Below are 18,092 nucleotides of genomic sequence, written 5' to 3'. Positions count from 1 at the left end.
TTGTCCCCTGTTCATTTGGACTTGCCCCGAATACAATAAAAGTACCATAGAACGTGGCGGTAAGCCAAGTGTTTTTGTTATTTTTTACAAAGGAGGAAACATCATGAAACGAGCACTGTCCCTGCTTCTGGCCGCGTCCCTCAGCCTAAGTCTGGTGGCCTGCGGTAAGACCAACGATTCCGGCACTTCCGGGTCCGGCTCCGGCTCCAAAGCTCCCACAGAGCTCTCCGAGACTCAGAAGATCATTCAGGAGGCCCAGGGCATGACCCTGGAGGAACTGGCCAAAAAGGCTATCGAGGAGTCCAACGGAAAGACCTTCTACGGCGTGGGCAACTCCAGCCGCGGCAAGAGCGCCCTTCCCCTGTTCATTGAGTACCTGCAGACCATCGACCCCAATTACACCATGGAGTTTGATTGGCAGCAGCCCAAGAACAACAAGATCTTCGATCAGCTCACCTCTGACTCGCTGAAGGATACCGGCACCTTTGCCATGACCCTCATCCAGGACGGTAACCAGATCGAGTCCAAGATGGTCCAGACCGGCATTCTGGATACCTTTATTCCTAAGGAGTGGGCCGAGGCCAACAATACCACCGCTGAGGAGTATGAAGGCTTCCTGCCCCTGCAGACTCTGAACAAGATCTTCATGTACAATAACACCGGCTCCAAGACCTACGACAACTGCTGGGACTTCGTGGCTGAGGGCGAGCACGGTCTGTTCATGGACATCGACTCCGAGATCGTGGGCAAGAACTTCCTGTACATGCTCACCCGGGACGATTACGCCACCTGGCTGAAGGAGGCCTTTGATGCCCTCTCTGCCGACGAGCAGGCCTACTTCCAGCCCACCATCGACGCCATGGCTTCTGAGGCCGAGAGCCTGAACCTGGGCGAGAACGGCAAGTACGCTCTGGCTTGGATCAAGCTCTGGGTTGGCAGCTACAATGCCCAGACCGATGACGGCCCCATCTGCACCACGCTGGTTGATAAGTCCGCCACCGATCAGTTCGGTCTGCTGGTGTACTCCAAGCTGAGAAGCGTGGAGGAGTCCGCCTCCGTCTCCAAGAACAACATCACCGTGGCCGCTTACAACGACGGCTACACCGGCATCGGCGGCTTTGGCTACTGCCACTACCTGTTTCTCACCGACAACAGCCCCTTGCCCTGGACCGCCTGCGCCTTCATCGCCTACATGACCTGCACTCAGGACGGCTTCTCCGCCTGGGGCAAGGACATCGGCGGTTACTCCTCCAACCCCACCGTGGCGGCTGAAAATGAGGAGATCTATCACCACCAGACCGGCGGCATGGCCGAGGACGGCACCACCGTGGAGTTCGCAGCCCTCAACGACGCGGGTTACGACTGGTGGACCAAGGACGGCAAGCTGGTGCTGGAGGACCCCGAGTACTGCGCCTCTGTCTCCTTCACCGTGGGCAGCTGGATCGAGATGCTGGATAAGTACAGCGCCGGCTGATTTCTTTCCCGGAACCATTCGCCTGTCCGGGCCCTGCTTCCCCAAACGGTAATGTAAAAGCAGATCAAGGCGCCCTTGGACGCGCGTGACATCCGCCGCATCCAAGGGCGCTTTCCATCCCGGCAGAAAGGAGCCTGTTATGGATCAGATCACTGTTGCCCGGACCAATCGGTCCGCCGTGCGTCGGAATAAAATCAAAACCTTTTTCTCCAAACCCCACAACGTGATCCTGCTGCTGATGGGCATCGTGCTCACCTTCAGCACGGTGGCCCCCATCATCGCCATTGTGGAGGACACCTTCAAGATCCACCCCGGCACCATCGACGCCTACCTCACCGGAAAGGCTTCGGGGTATACGGTGGTCAACTACATCGACCTGTTCACCAGCGATAAGGCCATGATCAACCTGTGGACCCCCCTGCTCAACACGATCTGGCTGGCAGTGGGGACCTGCGTGGTATCCATTGTATTCGGCGGCCTGTTCGCCTTTTTGGTCACCCGCACCAATCTGGCCTGGCGCAAATACCTCAGTTCCATTTTCATCTTCCCCTACATCATGCCCCAGTGGACTCTGGCGGTGGTCTGGCAGAACATGTTCAACTCCAACGCCGTCACCGGAACCTCCAACGGCCTGCTGGCTGCCACTTTAGGCATCAATATGCCCCTGTGGTGGTGCAAAGGCCTGTTCCCCAGCCTGGTGGTGCTGGGCCTGCACTACGCCCCCTTCGCCTACATCCTTATTGGCGGCATCTTCCGCAACATGGACGCCAACCTGGAAGAGGCGGCCACTATTCTGGACACCCCCAAGTGGCGCATCATGTGCCGCATTACCCTCCCCATGGTCAAGCCCGCCATCCTCTCCACCATCCTGCTGGTCTTCGGCAGCGCCATGGGCTCCTACCCGGTGCCCCATTACCTGGGCCTGACCACCCTGGCTACCAAGTACATTTCCCTCAATTCCAAGTACACCGGTGAGGCCAGCATCCTGGCCATTATCATGATGGTCTTCGGCGTGGCTATCATGCTGCTCAACCAGCTGAGCCTCCAGAGCCGCAAGAACTATACCACCGTCACCGGCAAGTCCGGTCAGATCTCCAAGATCAACCTGGGCCGGGTAGGAAAATACGTCATCGCTCTGGTGCTGGTCGTCGTCACCTTCTTCACCAGCATCTTCCCCATCGTCTCCTTCGCCTTTGAGACCTTCCTGCCCAACCCCGGCGACTACTCCTTCCTCTACACCGGCGATCCGGACAACCTCACCACCAAGTGGTGGGTCACCGATGAAAACATCACCGAAAACGGCATGTACGGCCAGAAGGGCATCCTCCACAACGAGACCATCTGGAACGCCTTCAAGGGCACCATCTGGGTCAGCGTGTGCTGCGCTCTGCTGGCAGGCACCATCGGTACTCTCATCGGTTACGCCGTGTCCAAAAACCGACGAAGTAAATGGGCCAACTATGTAAACTCCGTGGCCTTTCTCCCCTATCTCATGCCCTCCATTGCGGTGGGCGTGGCCTTCTTTATCCTATTCTCCAACGAACATATCAACCTATTCAACACGTACACCATTCTGATCATCGTCGGCACCATCAAGTACATCCCCTTTGCCAGCCGCAGTTCCCTCAACTCCATGCTTCAGCTCTCCGGTGAAATTGAGGAGGCGGCCATCATCCAGAACATCCCCTGGATCAAGCGAATGACCCACATCATCATCCCCATCCAGAAATCGTCCATCATCAGCGGCTATTTGCTGCCCTTTATGACCTGTCTGCGTGAGCTGTCCCTGTTCATGCTGCTGTGCGTGCAGGGGTTCATTCTCTCCACCACCCTGGACTACTTCGACGAGATGGGTCTGTACGCCTTCTCCAGCGGCATCAACCTGATTTTGATCGTCACCATCCTGGTGTGCAACACCATCGTCAACAAGGTTACCGGGGCCAGCCTGGATAAGGGAATAGGAGGTTAAACCATGCCTGAGATCAAATTAGAACACGTGACCAAGCGCTGGGGCAAATTCTACGCCGTAGACGACCTGGACCTGGTCATTGAAAACAACTCCTTCGTCACCCTGCTGGGTCCCTCCGGCTGCGGCAAGACCACCACCCTGCGTATGATTGCCGGCCTGGAGACCCCCACCAGCGGCCGCATCACCATCGGCGACCAAGTGGTCTTTGACAGCGAGCAGGGCATCAACGTCCCGGCTAACAAGCGCAAAGTGGGCTTCCTCTTCCAGAACTACGCCCTGTGGCCCAACATGACGGTGTACGACAACATCGCCTTTGGTCTGTCCAACGTAAAGGAAGAACTCCCCACCGTGGACTTTGAAGCCAAAAACGCTGCCCGCCTGGCGGAAATTCTGGAAAATCCCGGTGAGGTAGTCAAGATCCTGGAGGACTGCCGGGACAAGAAGGGAAAGATCGATGAGAAGAAAGCTTATATCAAGCTCATCGACGCCTTTACTCTGTCCATCTACACCGCCAAAAAGCTCTACAGCTATCACCTGGAGCAGGGCAAGGATATGTCCGGCGAGATCGCCTCTCTCCGCGCCAAAGTGGACTCTGCCCGGAAGTCCCAGACCCTCAACGAAAACTTTGAGGTCATACAAAACGGTCAGGTGGTCACCCAGGTCCGCAAGCTCTCCAAGGAGGAGATCGACCTGGCGGTGCGCCGGGTCTCCCGCATCGTGAAAATCGGCATGTTCATGGACCGCTACCCGGCGGAGCTGTCCGGCGGCCAGCAGCAGCGCGTGGCCATCGCCCGCACCCTGGCCCCCAAGCCCACCGTGCTCTTTATGGACGAGCCTCTCTCCAACCTGGACGCCAAGCTGCGCCTGGAGATGCGCTACGAGCTGCAGCGCCTGCACGTGGAGACCGGTTCCACCTTCGTCTACGTCACCCACGACCAGATGGAGGCTATGACCCTGGCCACCCAGATCTGCCTGATCAACAACGGCGTGCTCCAGCAGTACGACGCTCCCCTCACCGTCTACAACCGGCCCAACAACCTGTTCGTGGCCGACTTTGTGGGCAACCCCTCCATCAACTTTGTGGAGGCCAAGGGAGCCCAGCGCCCCGACGGCGCGGTAGATCTGACCGTGTTTGCCGGACGAAAGGCCACCTTCTGTCCCAAGGAGAGCCTGGACCTCAACCAGTGGTTCCTGGACCGGGACGCCCGGCAGGCCGCCCAGGAAGCTGCACACAAAGAAAAAGCTGCCCAGAAGTCCTATGTGGAAAAGGGAAACAAGGACGAGACCTTCCGCTACCACATCTCCACAGTGGTAGAGTACGATGACTCCCTGCGTGAGGAGCCGGTGCTCACCAACGAGGACCTGGTACTGGGCATCCGGCCGGAGTTTTTGGACATCGTAGATGACAGCTGTCTGGAAGGTGAGATCTACGGCGCCATGCCCACCGGTATGGAATCCACCATCAAGGTGCGCATTGACGACTTCCTGCTCACCGGCGTCATCTTCGGCAGTTCCCTGTTCACCATCGGTGCCAAGGCTCCCCTGTCCATCTCGGGCAAGAACATCATGCTCTTTGACCGCAAGAGCGGCCAGTGCATTGCGGTAGGCAGCCTGGAATTTGAAGCATAATATTAAACATAAAAAATTGGGACGGAAGCATTGCTTCCGTCCCAATTTTTTATGTCTCTTACAGCCGCTGTTCCAGCTGATCCCGGATGGCCTCCAGGAAGGCCCGGCTGTCCACAGGATTGGCGGGGATATCGCCCTCCCACAGGCCGGCCAGGTCCTTGGTCATGGTGCCGCCCTCGATGGTGGCGATGCAGGCCTCATCCAGCTTGTCGGCAAAGGCACACAGGTCCTGAAGCCCATCCAGCTCACCCCGCTTGCGCAGAGCGCCGGTCCAGGCAAAGATGGTAGCGATGGGGTTGGTCGAGGTGGTCTCGCCCTTCAGGTACTTGTAGTAGTGGCGGGTGACAGTGCCGTGGGCGGCCTCATACTCGTACTTGCCGTCGGGAGAGACCAGCACAGAGGTCATCATGGCCAGAGAACCAAAGGCAGTGGAGACCATGTCGCTCATCACGTCGCCGTCGTAGTTCTTACAGGCCCAGATGTAGCCGCCCTCGGAGCGCACGACCCGGGCTACTGCGTCATCGATGAGGGTGTAGAAGTAGGTGATGCCGGCGGCGTCAAACTTCTCCTTGTACTCCTTGTCGAACACCTCCTGGAAGATGTCCTTGAAGGTGTGGTCATACTTCTTGGAGATGGTGTCCTTGGTAGCAAACCACAGGTCCTTCTTGCTGTCCAGAGCAAACTGGAAGCAGGAGCGGGCAAAGGAGTAGATGGAGGAATCCTTGTTGTACTGAGCCTGGAGCACGCCGGGGCACTCGTAGTCATAGACGGTCTGGCGGGAGAGCTCCTTGCCCTGCTCGTCGGTGAAGACCAGCTCGGCCTTGCCGGGGCCGGGCACCCGGTACTCGGTGGCCTTGTACACATCGCCGTAGGCATGACGGGCGATGGTAATGGGCTTCTTCCAGTTCTTTACCACGGGAGAGATCCCCTTGACCATGATGGGAGTACGGAACACGGTGCCATCCAGAATGGCCCGGATGGTGCCGTTAGGGGACTTCCACATCTGGTGGAGCTTGTACTCATCCATGCGCTGGGCGTTGGGGGTGATGGTGGCGCACTTTACCGCCACGCCGTACTTCTGGGTGGCCAGGGCAGAGTCCACGGTCACCTGGTCATTGGTACGGTCCCGCTCAGGCAGGCCCAGGTCATAGTACTCAGTTTTCAGGTCAATATAAGGCAGCAGAAGAATGTCCTTGATATCCTTCCACAGAATTCGGGTCATCTCGTCGCCATCCATCTCCACCAGAGGGGTGGTCATCTGGATCTTATTCATGGTCAAACCTCCAATAATTTTGAAGTAGTTTTACAGGATCATAGCCACAGCAAAGTTGTACACCGCACTGACGCACACGCTGATGGGCACAGCCACAAACAGCAGGCGGTTAAAGAGCTTGTTGCGCTCCTCGTCGTTGCCGTAGGAACCCAGGATCAGGCTGCCGCCGGAGGAGAAGGGGCTGATGGCGCTGCTCTGGGCACCCAGAACGGTGCAGGCAAACAGAACGGCGGGGCTCAGGCCGGTAGAGGCGGCCAGGGCGGGGATGAGGGGGAACAGAGCGGGGGTGACGACGCCAGTGGTGGAGCTGAAGAAGCTCATGAAGGCGGCCACGATGCTGAAGGCGATGGGCACCAGGAAGACAGGCACGTTGTCGCCGATCCAGGCGGACAGCTGCTCAATGGTACCGGCCTCCACAGCGACTGCAATGAGCATGCCGGCACCGGCAATCATCAGGATGGTATTCCAGGGCACCTTGGCAATGATCTCCTTCTGAGGAGCCAGATCCAGCAGCAGGGCAATAACGGTAAAGATCATAGCCACCAGGCCCACATCGATCTTGCCGCTGATGGAAGCGATCAGCTCGTTGGAGGGCAGGATCATCTTCAGCACGGGGAAGACCAGAACCACCACCATCATCAGGATCATCAGGTTCAGAGTGGTGCGCTGCTTGGGCTCAAAGGGCTCAGGCTTGCGGAAGGTAATACCCTTGCCGATATTCCGGTTCTCCTTAAAGCCAAAGCGGAAAATGGTAATCAGAATGAGAGAGAATACGATGGCAAAGCCAAAGATGGTCATCTCGGTGGAGAAGGAGTCCAGAGGAGTCAGAGAGGGGTCCGCCTCGTAGGCGGTATCAATGAGGCCGCGGAACACCACACCCAGAGCCGCGGTGGGGAAGTTACCGCCGGCCAGAGCGCCGCAGTTGATGGCTACCGCGCCGGTGAGCTTGTCCATTTTGGACTCCTCACAGATGGCCATGGTGATAGGAGCCAGGAAGGCCAGAACCGTAAAGTAGGCCGCACCCATCACGGACAGAACCACAGCCACCAGGAACAGGGCGTAGGGCAGCATTCCAGGGAAGCGGCGGCAGGCGTACAGCAGGCTGCTGGACATCTTCTCCAGCGTTCCGTTGACGGCGGCAAAGTTATAAAACAGGGAGACCGCCAGGATCACGAACATGGTGCTGGTAGGCCACTCAGCGATCAGGTCCTTGGTCTTCATACCCAGCATGAAGCAGCCGATGATATAGGCAAAGGCGATACAGAAAAAGCCGGTGTTGATCTTGGTCTTATACCCCAGCACTACGGCCAGGGCGATGGCTGCAATGATCAAAATACTCACAGCAAATTACCTCCCTGTTTCTTTTCAGTCCTCCAGGCCCAGCAGCCCGGCGGGAATGGTATGAGTCATATGGTAAACCTGTTCCTCGGGGATACCGTGGTCCACCAGATACTGCATGTACTCCTGCAGCGCCAGTTCCCAGTGGGGGTTCTCCACCTGGCCGCCATCGGTATCCACCATCACGTGCTCATAACCCACGGTTTTGATGATCTCCAGGTTGGAGGGCAGGTTGCTCTTGTACTTGCCGCCGCCCATGTTCTGGGCGTAGCAGCGCTCCAGGATCACGTCGTAGTCCTTGACCATACGCACCTGATCCTCCACGCTCATGTTCACAAGCCACCACTCCGGGTGAGTGACCACGATCTTCTTGACTCCGGCCTTACGGGCAGCTTCCACCACCACAAAGCACTCCTCCGGAGAGACGTGGGCAGTGCCCAGCACCGCATCGTGGTCCTTGACCAGCTGGAACACATCGTTCATCTCAGGAACTACTTTTCCGTCCCGGACGACTTCCACACACTTCTTCATATCCAGATTCAGTTTTTCAATGTGGTTGCGGGCGGAAGCGGTAGGCAGCCAAACTACTTTGGCGCCCAGCTTCAAGGCAGTTTCCACCGCCACGGGGTTGATTCCGCCGATGACCTTGTTCATGGTAATGCTGCCGAACATAGTAAAGTTGTTGTTGCCGTGGTTGACGCGCTGGTTGTAGGCGTTACACAGGTAAGCCCGGTCCATGGTCATACCCTGATGGGTTTTGATGACAATGGCTCTGGCTCCCACCCGCACTGCCGCATCGGTGAGCTCAAAGTCGTCGTAAGCCCGGTGGCGCAGATCCGGATTGGTATGCACGTGCATGTCGATAACGCCTTGCAGAGATACTTTGTTCATGTGTCCGCTTCCTCTCCCTGTAAATTATTTTTGGGCAAATTCACTCGAATTCTCCCTTGTGTTTCTTCTATGTTTCAGTATATACTACATCTGTTATTTCGGAAGCGGCTATAATTTAATAGCTCCCATCGGGAAAACCGATGGGAGCTGAGAAAGGAACTTCTATGGAATTTCGAGATCTGCACTATCTCCTTGCCATTGCCCAGGCAAAGAGCATCTCTAAGGCCGCCCAAGGGCTGTTTATGTCCCAGTCCAGCCTCAGTCAGGCTCTGCGTCTCATAGAGGACGAGCTGGGCGGCAAGCTCTTCACCCGCACCTCCACCGGAGTGCGCCCCACCCAGGCAGGAGAATTGATGATCCAGCGGGCACAGAAAATACTGGGTGAATATCACCAAACTCAGCAAATGATCCAGGACATGGAAAATCTGGAGGCCGGCCGGGTAGATTTCGGCATCAGCACCTTCCGGGGCGGCTATCTGCTTCCTCCTGCCCTGTGCCGCTTCTGCCAACGCTATCCCAATATCCAGGTGGAGATTCGGGAGGAAAACAGCATGGCACTGGAACAGCTGCTCATTGAGGGACAGCTGGATTTGGCTCTGATCGCCCTCCCCCCAGTGAAGCTCAAAGATCAGGTGGAGCTGCTGCTGCAGGATGAGATCCTTCTGGTGGTCTCCCACGACCACCCTGTCAACGCATTGAGTCGGGAATGTGTGCTGGATACCGGAGAGATACGCCGCTATGTTGAGGTGGAAGATACCATGGACTACGATTACATCCTCAGCGACTATGACACCATTCTTGGCTCCCTGAGCCGGGCGGCTTTCTCCCAGCGCGGACTGGTGCCCAAGGTGCGAAACGGCAACCTCACCGCTCCCTTTGCTGCCGCCATGGCCAGGGCTGGTCTTGGCATTGCGTTTACCTATCGCTCCTGCCGGGAGGACTACCCCCACACGCAGTACTACTCTATTGGACCGGAAGGGGTCTTTCTGGATCTGGGACTGGCCTTTCCCCCTGGGAACTATCGCTCCCGAGCCGCCCTCGCCCTGGCCGACACCTTAAAGCAATACTATCAGACACCTTGATCCCGCAGCCCGGGACGCGCCAACGCCTGTCGGGCGGTGTTCAAAAACTCTCTGGCCAGGAAGGACAGGTCCTCCTTTCGACGGTATCCGATGATGATCTCCATCTGGCTGAGTGGATCATCCAAAACGCAGTTGCAGGTTTCTCCTCCTGTTGTCAGGCGATTGATATGATATTCTGACAAAAAGGTCACCCCATAGCCGCAGGCCGCCAGACGGTAGGAGGCCTCCAGGTTCTGGGTCTCCAAAATCACCTTTGGCTTGATCCCTGCATTATGAAGAAGCTGGCGCTCGATCTGCCCGGTGTGCTGGCTGGGCAGATGGAGCACAAAGGGCATGTCCGCACACCGCTTCAGCCCGATGTGAGCCTGGCCATCCCGGTCGTAGCGGATATAGTCTGCCCAAGGGGTATCGCTGCCCACCACCAACATCATCTTTTCGTAGCCCAGCGTCTCATACTCCAGATGGATGGGAAAGCTCGGTTTGTTGATGATCACCAGATCACAGGCCCCTGCCTGTACCTGATTGACCAGCTCCTTGGAGTGCCCCTCAGTCAGCCGGATCTCCGCCTTGGGGAAACGCCAGTGAAAGGGCGGGATGCAGGTGGGAATAATGTGGCTTCCCCGACCTACCGGCACGGCCAGCCGCAGCAGACCGCAGCCGGTCTCATTGACACTGTTCATAGCCGCCATCATTTCTTCCCGCTGGTGCAGCAGCTTTTTCCCCTCTCGGACCAGTACTTCACCCTCCGGAGTCAATCGAATCTTTCTGCCTTCCACATGGAAAAGCACCATATCCAACCTCTCCTGCAGATGCTTTAAATACTGGCTGAGGGTGGGTTGAGTAATAAACAGGGACTGTGCCGCTTTGGTAATGGACCGCTGCTGCTCCACGGCGCACAGGTACTCAATATCCTTAAATTCCAGTTCCATGCTCTCTCCTCACATAGCATATTTTTATTGATAATAACGAATTACATTGGTCTAACCTATATTTTGTATTATAAACCCCAATTTGATTCTTTACAACGCCGTTGTTATAATTTTGATCACAAAGCGGACCAGATTCCCATAAAAAGCACTGCGTGAGGAGGAAATTTTTATGATCCAGTTGTCTGAACACGGCGTGTATCTGCTCCATGGCGAGACTGTGATAGATGAGACTGACCATCAGCAGCTCTCCGGCCGCCTGGGCAACGTCCCTACCAAGGATGAGGCCAGGAAGGGCACCATGGCCCACTCTATCCTGAAGGCCCACAACACCGTGGACGACATGGAGCAGCTCTCCTTGAAGTTTGACTCCATGACCAGCCACGACATCACCTACGTGGGCATTATCCAGACCGCCCGGGCCTCCGGCATGAAGGAGTTTCCTCTGCCTTATGTGCTGACCAACTGCCACAACTCCCTGTGCGCCGTGGGCGGCACCATCAACGAGGACGACCACATGTTCGCCCTGTCCGCCGCCAAGAAGTACGGCGGCATCTACGTCCCCACCAACATGGCCGTCATCCACAGCTACAACCGGGAGATGATGTCCGGCTGCGGTCGGATGATCCTGGGCTCCGACTCCCACACCCGCTACGGCGCTCTGGGCACCATGGCTGTGGGCGAGGGCGGCGGCGAGCTGGCCAAGCAGCTGGTAGGCCGCACCTACGACATTGCCTATCCGGAGGTCGTCGCCATCTATCTCACTGGCGAGCCCAAAAATGGGGTCGGTCCCCAGGACGTGGCCCTGAGCATCATCGGCAAGGTGTACGAGAGCGGCTATGTAAAAAACAAGGTGATGGAGTTTGTGGGACCGGGCGTCAAAAACCTGCCCGTGGAGTTCCGCAACGGCATCGACGTGATGACCACCGAGACCACCTGTTGGTCCTCCATCTGGACCACCGACGAAAAGGTGAAGGACTACTTTACTCTCCACGGCCGCCCTGATGCGTATGCAGAGCTGACTCCCGCCGACGTGGCCTACTATGACGGCTGTGTGTATGTGGACCTGTCCACCGTGGAGCCCACCATCGCCATGCCCATGCACCCCAGCTATACCTACACCATTAAAGAACTCCAGGAAAACGCCGCTGACATTCTTCACCTGGTGGAGGAGCGGGCCAACAGCCAGATCGCCAAGACCGCCCATCTGGATCTTATGAGCAAGCTCCACGCCGACGGCCACATCTACGTGGACCAGGGCATTGTGGCCGGCTGCTCCGGCGGAACTTATGACAACGTGTGCGCCGTGGCCAACATTCTGGAGGGTCAGAGCTGCGGCAACGGCACGTTCAAGATGAGCGTCTACCCCGGTAGCATGCCCGCTTATCTGGAACTGGTGAAGAATGGCTCCATTGCCAAGCTGGTGGAGTCCGGCGTTATCATCCGGGAGTGCTTCTGCGGTCCCTGCTTCGGCGCGGGCGACACCCCCGCCAACGGCGAGTTCTCCATCCGCCACACCACCCGCAACTTCCCCAACCGGGAAGGCTCCAAGCCCGGCGAGGGCCAGATGGCCGGGGTCGCCCTGATGGACGCCCGTTCCATCGCCGCCACCGCCCGCAACGGCGGCCGCCTCACCGCCGCCACCGAGCTGGATGTGGACTACTCTATCCCCGCCTACCACTTTGACGGCGGCGTGTATGCCAAGCGGGTGTACAACGGCTGGGGCAAGCCGGAACCCGAGGCTGAACTAAAATTCGGCCCCAACATCAAGGATTGGCCCAAGATGCCTGCCCTCAGCGACGACATTCTGTTGAAGGTAGTCAGCCGCATCACCGACCCCGTCACCACCACTGACGAGCTCATCCCCTCCGGCGAGACCTCCTCCTACCGCTCCAACCCCCTGCGCCTGGCTGAGTTCACCCTGTCCCGAAAAGACCCGGAGTATGTAGGCCGTGCCAAGGCTATCCTGGCTCTGGAGAAAAACCGGGCGGCCGGCAAGGCCACGGGCGACGAGGTTGCTTCCGTCTACGAGGCCCTGAAAACTTCTGGCCTCAATGTCGATCCCGCCAACACCGTCATCGCCAGCACCATCTATGCCAACAAGCCCGGTGACGGCTCTGCCCGGGAGCAGGCTGCCTCCTGCCAACGGGTGCTGGGCGCCGGAGCCAACCTGGCTCTGGAGTACGCTACCAAGCGCTACCGCTCCAACTGCATCAACTGGGGCATGCTGCCCTTCCTGGTCAAGTCCGCCGATGTGGTGGAAAACGGCGACTGGGTCTTTGTCCCCGGTATCCGCAAAGTACTGCTGGAGGGCGGCGAGGAGGCCACCGCCTACGCCGTTCATGACGGAACGGTTACTTCCTTCCCCGTCTCCCTGGGCCATCTCACGGCACCCGAGCGCCAGATCCTGGCCGACGGCTGTCTCATCAATTACTACCAGCACTCCGCCCGGAAATAATCTGTTTGTCCCCGGAAGATACTGTCTTTGTATCTTCCGGGGATTTTTGTTTCCTTCTGAAATTCAAATCCTGCTGATTAGAAAAGAAAAATTGACGAACCAAACAAAAATATAGTAGTATTGTGAGTGACACAGAAGAGGGGGCCATGCTCCCACTGTGATCAAATGAACCGAAATCACATTAGGAGGCCTCTTCATGAATCGAACTGTACTTCGCCCCCTGGCGGCTATCCTGTTAGTCTGCTCCCTTACTGCTTGCGCTCCTGCTTCATCTAACAGCGCCCAGAGCAGCAGCTCCACTTCCAATGCTTCTTCCTCTCAATCCCAGGCCGTCACCTTTACCGATGATCTGGGCCGCACCGTCACGGTGGAGCGTCCCCAGCGAGTGGCCGCTCTCATCGGCAGCTTCGCCGATATCTGGTGTCTGGCCGGAGGACAATCCACCCTGGTGGCCACTGCCAACGACGCCTGGACTTCCTTTGACCTGGGACTGGATGAGTCAGTTTTAGACCTGGGTGCCATCAAAGAGCCAAACTTTGAAGTGCTTCTCTCTGCCCAGCCCGATTTTGTCCTGGCCAGCTGCAACACCACGGCCAATGTGGACATGAAGGATTCCCTGGAGAAGGCCAACATCCCGGTTGCTTATTTTGACATTCAGAATTTTACCGACTATCTGCGCATGCTGGAGATCTGTACCCAGCTCACCGGATGCCCGGAGCGGTATGTCCAATACGGCGAGGAGATCGGCAAGGAAATCGATCAGGCGGTGGCCCGTCAGGACGGCTCTCAGCCCACCATTCTCTGTATGCGCGCCACCGGCTCCAGCTGTAAAGTGAAGGGCAGTACTGACTTTCTGCTGGGCGAAATGCTGGCCGACCTGGGCTGCATCAATGTGGCCGACCAGGACAGCGCTCTGTTGGAGGACCTGAGCCTGGAAGCCATTATGGCCGCCGATCCCGACTACATCTTTGTCGTCCTCCAGGGCTCCGATCCCACCGACGCCCAGCAGACTCTGGAACGCACGCTTCTGTCCAATCCCGCCTGGCAGAGCCTGCGTGCGGTACAGGAGGGACGGTTCTATACGTTGGAGCACTCTTTGTACAATCTGAAACCCAACGCGCGCTGGGGGGAGGCCTATGAAAAACTGGCAGACATTCTCTATCCGCAGTAATTCCCGTACCGTCAAGGTATTTGCATTTCTGCTCCTGCTCACGGTGCTGGCCGCTCTGGCCAGCATCTGTTTTGGTCCGGTGTTTGTCTCCCCTGCTCTGCTGCCCAAAATCCTGCTGGGACAGCTGACCGGTACAACGCAGGCCAAAATCGTACTGCTGGCCCGCCTGCCCCGCACCGCCGGGTGCCTGCTGGCTGGGATGGCCCTGGCGGTGTCCGGTGCCGTGATCCAGAGCGTACTGCACAATCCCCTGGCCGCCCCCAACATTATCGGGGTAAACTCCGGCGCCGGACTCATGGTGGTACTGGTGGGGGCTGTGGCCCCCTATGCCCTGTGGCTGACCCCTCTGGCCGCCTTTTTGGGAGCCCTGGTGGGGGTACTGGTGGTTCTGTTCATCGCAGAGCGCACAGGAGCCAGCCGCATCACCCTGGTACTGGCCGGTGTGGCGGTATCCAACATTTTCAGCGCAGGCATTGACGCGGTGATCACCTTCTTTCCCGATGCGGTCCTGGGCTATTCCGACTTTCGCATCGGCGGCCTGACCAATCTGTTCTTTGACAAGCTGCGCCCCGCTTTCTGGGTCATCCTGGTTGCCATGATCCTGCTGCTGTCTCTGACCAGCGAATTGGACATTCTCGCCCTGGGTTCCGATACGGCCCGCAGCCTGGGACTTCCGGTCAAACAGTTTCGTCTGCTCTTTCTGGCCCTGGCTGCCGCCCTGGCAGGAGCTGCTGTCAGCTTTTGCGGCCTTTTAGGCTTTGTGGGACTTATTGTGCCCCACATCATGCGCCGCTGTATCGGGGAAGACAGCCGCCCGCTGCTTCTCTCCTGTGCCCTGGGAGGTGCGGCTTTGCTCACCCTGTGCGACCTGGCCGCCCGGCTGCTCTTTGCCCCCTTTGAGGTCCCGGTAGGCATCGTACTGTCCCTGGCAGGAGGGCCATTCTTTATTTGGCTGCTTCTTCGGCAGAGAGGAGGCCGCATCCATGATTGAGCTTCAACATGTCAGCGCTGGGTACGGCTCCAAATTGGTGGTAGAGGACATCTCTCTCGCCCTGCGCCCCGGTCAGGTGCTTACTCTGCTTGGCCCCAACGGCAGCGGGAAGAGCACCCTTTTGCGCACGATTGCCGGGCTCCATCCCATGGCCGGCGGTCAGATCACCGTGGACGGTGTACCGGTCAAGGAGCTGACCCGCCGCCAGATGGCCCAGAAAATCACCTATATGCCTCAATCCCGCACCATCCCCAACATCACCGCCCGGAAGATGGTGCTCCACGGCCGTTTTCCCTACCTCTCCTATCCCCGACGCTATCGCAAGGAAGATTATGAGGCCGCCTGGCGCGCCATGGAGCGCTCGGACGCCTGGGAACTGGCGGACAGCCCCGTACAGAGTCTCAGCGGCGGCCAGCGCCAGAAGGTCTATCTGGCCATGGCTATGGCCCAGGAGACCCAGACCATTCTGATGGACGAGCCCACCACCTATCTGGACATTCAGCACCAGCTGAGTCTCATGACCGTAGCCCAACAGATGGCCGGACAGGGCACCGCAGTGGTCCTGGTCCTTCACGACCTGTGTCTGGCTCTGCGCTTCTCCGACCGCTGCGTTCTGCTCCAGGAAGGGCAGATGGTACAGCAGGGCTCACCGGAGGAAGTCTTCCAGTCCGGCGCCCTGGACCAGGTGTTCCAGGCCCATATCCGCCGGGTGGATACTCCCAACGGCTGGCGCTATTACTACGACTGAAAGGAGGCCCGTTCATGGCCTACTTTCCACTTTTCATAGATCTGAACCAGAAACAGGGATTGGTGGTGGGAGGCGGCGCGGTAGCTGCCCGGAAAATCCGCACCCTGCTGCCCTACGGCCCTCACCTCACCGTGTGCGCTCCCTCCGTTCTCCCGGAGCTGGAGGCTCTGCCCGGTCTGACCCTGCGGCGGGAACCCTTCTCCCCCGCCTTGCTGGAGGGTGCTTTCTTTGTGATTGCCGCCACCGATGACCAGGAATTAAACAGCCACATCGCCCGACTGTGCCGAGAGCGAAATATTCCGGTGAATGTGGCCGACCCTGGAACGGAAAGCACTTTCCTTTTCCCCTCCGTGGTCCGGCGGGGACCTCTGACTGTGGGCATCTCCACCGGCGGTAAAAGTCCTTCCGCTGCCCACTATTTGAAAGAGCAGATTGAGGGGCTGCTCCCCGACAATCTGGAGGCCATTCTTCTTTGGATGGATGCTGCGCGGGAGGAACTGAAAGGCAGCGCACTGTCCCAGCCTCAATGCTCCACCTGTCTCTCCCGGCTCTTTTCCGCCGCCCTCCAGGCCGGCGGTCCACTCTCCCGGGAGGAGACGCAATTTTTACTCAGCTTTGAAACGGAGGAACTTCCATGAGCCAATCTACCGGCTGCGTCTATCTCATCGGCGCAGGCTGCGGCCAGGCCGACTTGATCACTCTGCGTGGACTGGAACTGCTGCGCCAGTGCGATGCAGTGGTCTACGATGATCTCATTGCTGACAAGCTGCTTCAGGCCGCTCCGCCCCAGGCCCGGCGCATCTACATGGGCAAGCGGCTAGGCCGCCATTCCGCTCCCCAGGAGGAGATTTCTCAAACTCTGGTGGAACTGGCTGGACAGGGCCTGCGGGTGGCCCGGCTCAAGGGCGGCGACCCCTTTGTCTTTGGCCGGGGCGGTGAGGAGGCGCTGGCTCTCCAGGCGGCAGGCATCCCCTTCCAGGTAGTTCCTGGTATTTCCTCCTCCATCGCCATTCCCGCCATGGCAGGCATCCCGGTGACCCACCGGGGGATGAGCCGCGGTTTCCACGTGGTCACTGCACATACCGCCCAGGGAGGCCGGGATGACTTCGACCGTCTGGCCAAGCTGGAGGGCACTCTTGTATTTTTGATGGGACTGTCCCACCTTGGAGAGATCGCTCAGGGACTTATCTCTGCCGGCCGTTCTCCGGAAACCCCTGCTGCTGTGGTTTCCGGAGGCTGCGCGCCTCACCCGGCTACGGTCCGTGCCCCGCTGGGACAACTTGCTGCGGCCGCGGAACAGGCAAACGTCCAGCCTCCAGCGGTGATCGTGGTAGGGGAAACCGCCGCACTGGATCTTACTTCTTCCTCCGCCCGACCTTTGGAGGGAGTGCAGGTGGCGCTGGTAGGCACTCCCATTCTTCAGCAGCGGCTGAACGACGCTCTTTCTCCACTGGGCGCCCGCTCCTTTGCTGCTCTGACCTCTCAATTGGAGGAACTGCCCTGCTCGTTTGACCTGAACACCTTGTGTGACGGCGCCCCCCGCTGGGTGGTACTCACCAGCCAGAACGGAGTGGACTGTTTCTTCCGCCGTTTGAAGGAACAGAACATCGATCTAAGAAAGCTCCACGCCTGCCGCTTTGCCGCCATTGGCAAGGCTACCGAAGCCTCCCTGGCTAGCCATGGCATTCATGCTGACCTTTGTCCCCCGGTCCACACCACGCAGGCTCTGGCCCAGGCTCTGGTGGACGCCGTCCCCCAGGGTGAGCCGGTATATCTGTTTCGCTCTGCTCTGGGCTCTCCGGAGCTGTACCGCCGTCTCGCGGAGCACACCCACACAGAGGACATCCCCCTCTATACTCTCCGCGCCCCGGAGCTGGACTGTACTGTTTTGTGCTCACAGGTCCAACAAAGTGACTATCTTGTATTTTCCAGTGCCAGCGGGGTGGACTTCTTTCTGAAAACCTTTGGTTCCATCCCAGAGGGTCCTGTCTGTGTGTGCATCGGTCCAGTCACCGCCCAGGCTCTGGCCCCCCACTGCAGCACGCCTCCTTTGATGGCGGGAGATATCTCCGCCTCTGGTATCCAACAGACCATTCTGGACCATTGGTCTGCCCACAAGTAAGAGACCGTTTGACCACCTAT

The 18,092-nt window shown here is 58.3% G+C and carries 14 protein-coding genes; 10 read left to right on the top strand and 4 right to left on the bottom strand.

The annotated features are described in order from the left end of the window. Positions 1-103: 103 nt before the first annotated feature. From ACEVJL_RS11170 to ACEVJL_RS11160, 3 genes are all read left to right on the top strand, one after another. Positions 104-1,474: a hypothetical protein gene (locus ACEVJL_RS11170; RefSeq protein ID WP_374737896.1), complete on the top strand. Its 1,371-nt coding sequence runs from the start codon at positions 104-106 to the stop codon at positions 1,472-1,474. A gap of 139 nt (positions 1,475-1,613) precedes the next feature. Beyond that, the gene (locus ACEVJL_RS11165) at positions 1,614-3,443 is read left to right on the top strand and encodes an ABC transporter permease (protein WP_374737894.1); all 1,830 of its coding nucleotides are present in this window, start codon (positions 1,614-1,616) and stop codon (positions 3,441-3,443) included. 3 nt (positions 3,444-3,446) lie between these two features. Further along, on the top strand, positions 3,447-5,072 hold the full coding sequence (locus ACEVJL_RS11160; protein WP_374737892.1) for an ABC transporter ATP-binding protein: 1,626 nt from the start codon (positions 3,447-3,449) through the stop codon (positions 5,070-5,072). Positions 5,073-5,130: 58 nt separating this feature from the next. Here ACEVJL_RS11160 and ACEVJL_RS11155 read toward each other — a convergent pair whose 3' ends face one another. Genes ACEVJL_RS11155 through ACEVJL_RS11145 form a run of 3 tightly spaced genes read right to left on the bottom strand, consistent with a single transcriptional unit; the run spans position 5,131 to position 8,574 of the window. Then, positions 5,131-6,345 (bottom strand): NADP-dependent isocitrate dehydrogenase, encoded by a 1,215-nt coding sequence (locus tag ACEVJL_RS11155; RefSeq protein ID WP_110440951.1) that lies wholly within the window; start codon positions 6,343-6,345, stop codon positions 5,131-5,133. A 30-nt stretch (positions 6,346-6,375) separates the two neighbouring features. After that, complete coding sequence (locus tag ACEVJL_RS11150; protein ID WP_110440952.1) at positions 6,376-7,686, bottom strand: SLC13 family permease; 1,311 nt, start codon at positions 7,684-7,686, stop codon at positions 6,376-6,378. 24 nt (positions 7,687-7,710) lie between these two features. Continuing rightward, positions 7,711-8,574 (bottom strand): DUF6282 family protein, encoded by an 864-nt coding sequence (locus ACEVJL_RS11145; RefSeq protein ID WP_110440953.1) that lies wholly within the window; start codon positions 8,572-8,574, stop codon positions 7,711-7,713. Positions 8,575-8,738: 164 nt separating this feature from the next. Between ACEVJL_RS11145 and ACEVJL_RS11140 the strand changes: the two genes are divergently transcribed. Then, positions 8,739-9,656, top strand: a complete 918-nt coding sequence (locus tag ACEVJL_RS11140; protein WP_374737889.1) for a LysR family transcriptional regulator — start codon at positions 8,739-8,741, stop codon at positions 9,654-9,656. On the opposite strand, the gene ACEVJL_RS11135 is transcribed toward ACEVJL_RS11140, so the two are convergent. After that, positions 9,644-10,585 carry a LysR family transcriptional regulator gene (locus tag ACEVJL_RS11135; RefSeq protein ID WP_374737887.1) on the bottom strand — a complete coding sequence of 314 codons (942 nt, stop codon included), beginning with the start codon at positions 10,583-10,585 and terminating at the stop codon, positions 9,644-9,646. The genes ACEVJL_RS11140 and ACEVJL_RS11135 overlap by 13 nt on opposite strands. Positions 10,586-10,754: 169 nt before the next feature. Here ACEVJL_RS11135 and ACEVJL_RS11130 point away from each other — a divergent pair, with 169 nt between their 5' ends. From ACEVJL_RS11130 to cobA, 6 genes are all read left to right on the top strand, one after another. After that, the gene (locus ACEVJL_RS11130; protein ID WP_374737885.1) at positions 10,755-13,040 is read left to right on the top strand and encodes a hydratase; all 2,286 of its coding nucleotides are present in this window, start codon (positions 10,755-10,757) and stop codon (positions 13,038-13,040) included. A 196-nt stretch (positions 13,041-13,236) separates the two neighbouring features. Next, a complete protein-coding gene (locus tag ACEVJL_RS11125; RefSeq protein ID WP_374737884.1) occupies positions 13,237-14,211 on the top strand; it encodes an ABC transporter substrate-binding protein in 975 nt (324 codons plus the stop codon). Then, positions 14,177-15,202, top strand: coding sequence for a FecCD family ABC transporter permease (locus tag ACEVJL_RS11120; protein ID WP_374737882.1), 1,026 nt, complete (start codon positions 14,177-14,179; stop codon positions 15,200-15,202). The genes ACEVJL_RS11125 and ACEVJL_RS11120 overlap by 35 nt, the downstream gene beginning before the upstream one ends. Further along, the gene (locus ACEVJL_RS11115; RefSeq protein WP_374737880.1) at positions 15,195-15,950 is read left to right on the top strand and encodes an ABC transporter ATP-binding protein; all 756 of its coding nucleotides are present in this window, start codon (positions 15,195-15,197) and stop codon (positions 15,948-15,950) included. The genes ACEVJL_RS11120 and ACEVJL_RS11115 overlap by 8 nt, the downstream gene beginning before the upstream one ends. A 14-nt stretch (positions 15,951-15,964) precedes the next feature. Continuing rightward, positions 15,965-16,588, top strand: a complete 624-nt coding sequence (locus tag ACEVJL_RS11110; RefSeq protein ID WP_374737878.1) for a precorrin-2 dehydrogenase/sirohydrochlorin ferrochelatase family protein — start codon at positions 15,965-15,967, stop codon at positions 16,586-16,588. After that, positions 16,585-18,072 (top strand): uroporphyrinogen-III C-methyltransferase, encoded by a 1,488-nt coding sequence (gene cobA, locus ACEVJL_RS11105; RefSeq protein WP_374737876.1) that lies wholly within the window; start codon positions 16,585-16,587, stop codon positions 18,070-18,072. The genes ACEVJL_RS11110 and cobA overlap by 4 nt, the downstream gene beginning before the upstream one ends. Positions 18,073-18,092: the final 20 nt, after the last annotated feature.

Source organism: Flintibacter porci (genome assembly GCF_041925195.1).
Taxonomy (GTDB): Bacteria; Bacillota; Clostridia; order Oscillospirales; family Oscillospiraceae; genus Lawsonibacter; species Lawsonibacter porci.
The sequence above is the reverse complement of the archived record's forward strand: the minus strand, read 5'-3'. Positions and strand labels throughout refer to the sequence as shown.

Bases quoted from the DNA above. Each gene is read 5' to 3' on its own strand.
- ACEVJL_RS11110 (WP_374737878.1), top strand. From the start codon at position 15,965: ATGGCCTACTTTCCACTTTTCATAGATCTGAACCAGAAACAGGGATTG.
- cobA (WP_374737876.1), top strand. From the start codon at position 16,585: ATGAGCCAATCTACCGGCTGCGTCTATCTCATCGGCGCAGGCTGCGGC.
- ACEVJL_RS11145 (WP_110440953.1), bottom strand. From the start codon at position 8,574: ATGAACAAAGTATCTCTGCAAGGCGTTATCGACATGCACGTGCATACC.
- ACEVJL_RS11135 (WP_374737887.1), bottom strand. From the start codon at position 10,585: ATGGAACTGGAATTTAAGGATATTGAGTACCTGTGCGCCGTGGAGCAG.
- ACEVJL_RS11120 (WP_374737882.1), top strand. From the start codon at position 14,177: ATGAAAAACTGGCAGACATTCTCTATCCGCAGTAATTCCCGTACCGTC.
- ACEVJL_RS11170 (WP_374737896.1), top strand. From the start codon at position 104: ATGAAACGAGCACTGTCCCTGCTTCTGGCCGCGTCCCTCAGCCTAAGT.
- ACEVJL_RS11125 (WP_374737884.1), top strand. From the start codon at position 13,237: ATGAATCGAACTGTACTTCGCCCCCTGGCGGCTATCCTGTTAGTCTGC.
- ACEVJL_RS11115 (WP_374737880.1), top strand. From the start codon at position 15,195: ATGATTGAGCTTCAACATGTCAGCGCTGGGTACGGCTCCAAATTGGTG.
- ACEVJL_RS11140 (WP_374737889.1), top strand. From the start codon at position 8,739: ATGGAATTTCGAGATCTGCACTATCTCCTTGCCATTGCCCAGGCAAAG.
- ACEVJL_RS11130 (WP_374737885.1), top strand. From the start codon at position 10,755: ATGATCCAGTTGTCTGAACACGGCGTGTATCTGCTCCATGGCGAGACT.
- ACEVJL_RS11155 (WP_110440951.1), bottom strand. From the start codon at position 6,345: ATGAATAAGATCCAGATGACCACCCCTCTGGTGGAGATGGATGGCGAC.
- ACEVJL_RS11165 (WP_374737894.1), top strand. From the start codon at position 1,614: ATGGATCAGATCACTGTTGCCCGGACCAATCGGTCCGCCGTGCGTCGG.
- ACEVJL_RS11160 (WP_374737892.1), top strand. From the start codon at position 3,447: ATGCCTGAGATCAAATTAGAACACGTGACCAAGCGCTGGGGCAAATTC.